This window comes from Lentzea aerocolonigenes, from assembly GCF_000955955.1.
Lineage (GTDB): Bacteria > Actinomycetota > Actinomycetes > Mycobacteriales > Pseudonocardiaceae > Lentzea > Lentzea aerocolonigenes_A.
Map to the genome: position 1 here is coordinate 1 of NZ_JYJG01000379.1, position 2,121 is coordinate 2,121.

Annotated in this window: 2 protein-coding genes; both read left to right on the forward strand. The window is 70.6% G+C overall.

The features are described from left to right. The first annotated feature begins 230 nt into the window (after nt 1-230). Nucleotides 231-1,856 carry a S8 family peptidase gene (locus UK23_RS39260; RefSeq protein ID WP_045316869.1) on the forward strand — a complete coding sequence of 542 codons (1,626 nt, stop codon included), beginning with the start codon at nt 231-233 and terminating at the stop codon, nt 1,854-1,856. After that, on the forward strand, nt 1,846-2,121 hold a 276-nt coding region (locus UK23_RS39265), incomplete at its 3' end, for an RNA polymerase sigma factor (RefSeq protein ID WP_045316870.1). The genes UK23_RS39260 and UK23_RS39265, both read left to right, overlap by 11 nt.

A 2,121-nucleotide genomic window follows, 5' to 3' on the forward strand; every position in this document is an offset into this window, starting at 1 on the left:
GTTTCCGCCGGCCGCGGAAACCACTCACGAACGGCTGCTCGAGCGGCCGCAGGTACAGCACGAGGCAGGCGATGAGTGAGGCGATGTATCTGGCGTTGTCCTCCCGGACCCGTGAGGAACGTGGGACGTCAGCCGTTTCGGCTGGTGTCAAAAGACCCTGTCTCGTCCGTGCCGCCCGGGCCAGGATGGTTCGGACGGCGGCGAGTCACGGTCATTCGAGGGGAGACGTCATGACCATCTACTGGCCCCGTCCGGGTGCGATGAGCCGGGAGCCGGAGGTTCAGGGGTTCGCGCCACAGGTGCCCCAGGAGGTGCTGGACCGGTACGGGGCCAAGGTGCTCGACCCGGCGACCGCGGTCCGCCTGCCCGACCAGCCCGCGCCGCGCCCGACGATCTACCGGTCGTCCGTGCTGCTGGTGCCGAGCGGGGTCCGCACCGACGACCTGGACGCCGCTCTCGCGCCGGTCGACATGAGGATCGGGGATCGGGACCCGGACGCGCGGGGCTTCGCCACGGAGGCTGTGACGCTCCAGGCGTCCGGACGCGCGGTGTCCGTGGACGCCTGGGTCGCGTTGCAGTCGATCAGGAACGTCGACGAAGGCCTCGCGGAGGTGGTCTCGCTGGACCACCTGCTCTTCGCGTCGGCGCCGAGCACCGTGCTGGAAGGCGTGCCCGGCGCGATCCAGGGCTTCGGGCCGAACGACCCGGCGGGCCTGACGTGGAACGGCTACTCGGACAGCCCGGTGGAGCTCACCATGCCGCAGGCGAACCGCGCGTTGCCGGCGCAGCCGCCCTCGCTGCTCGGCCGCAGGCCCGTCGTGGCGGTGTTCGACACCGGGATCCGGTTCAACAACTGGCTCGGGGTTCCCGCCGGCGCTCCGCAGGCCAACCTCGGTCCGTTCGTGGAGTCCGACCAGACCATCCAGTCGGTCGCGCTGGCCGGCCCGCAGGACGTGCCGGTGGCGGCGAACCCGCTCATCGGCATCCAGTCCTGGTGCTTCGGGCACGGCACCTTCCTCGCGGGCATCGTGCAGCAGATCGTCCCGTGTGCGCGCCTGCTGTCCGTGCGCGTGATGAACAGCGACGGCATCACCGAGGAAGCCGTGCTGGTGAAGGCGCTGGAAAGGCTCGTGATCCGGGTCGAGGACGCTCTCAAGACCGGGAACATGGCCAAGATGGTCGACGTCCTGTCGTTGTCGATGGGTTACTACCACGAGGGAACGCAGGCGGACGAGGCGAAGTCGGCGCTCGCCGTCCAGCTCCGCGCGCTGCGTTCGCTCGGCGTCGTCGTGGTGGCGGCGGCGGGCAACCTGGCCACGAGCGACCGCTTCTGCCCCGCCGCGTTCTCGACGCATCAGGACCCGCCGCCGAACGTGCCCGTGCCAGGGCCTCCGCCGTATCCGTTGATCAGCGTCAGCGCGCTGAACCCCAACGGCAGCAAGGCGTTGTTCGGCAACCAGGGCAACTGGGTGTCGTGCTGGGCTCCCGGCACGCAGGTGGTCAGCACCTTTCCGCAGGACGTCAACGCGAGCCGGTCACCGATCGTGCAGGTCGCGTCTGCCAACGGGACGGGACTGCCGCAGACCAGGGAGAGCGCCGACTCCGACGACTACCGGCGCAGCGGCTTCCGGTTGTGGCGGGGCGGCACGTCGTTCTCGGCTCCGCACGTCGCCGCGCAGGTCGCGTTGGAGCTGCTCAAGAAGGCGGAGGCCGGACAGGACTTCGCCGCCAGGAAGGCGGACGCGGTCAACCGGGCGAACGCGGCCGTGGACACGCTCAAGGCACAGCCGACCATGCCGCTTCCGAACCCCATGCCCGCTGTGCCGGAGCACGTCGTGGTGGGCGATGGACAGTAGCCGGACCGCTTCCCCGTCCTCGCCCGGCGCCCGCCGGGCGGGGACGGCGGAGCTGTTCACGGCGGCCCGCGACGGCGACAAGCGGGCGTTCGACGAACTCGTCGAGGTCCTGAGCCCGTTGCTGTGGCACGTGGTGCGGGCGCAGGGCCTCGACCACCAGCTCAGCCAGGACGTCGTGCAGACGACCTGGCTGAGCCTGGTGCGCGACATGCACACGATCCGCAACCCGCGGGCGCTCGCCGGATGGCTCGTCACCACGGCGAAA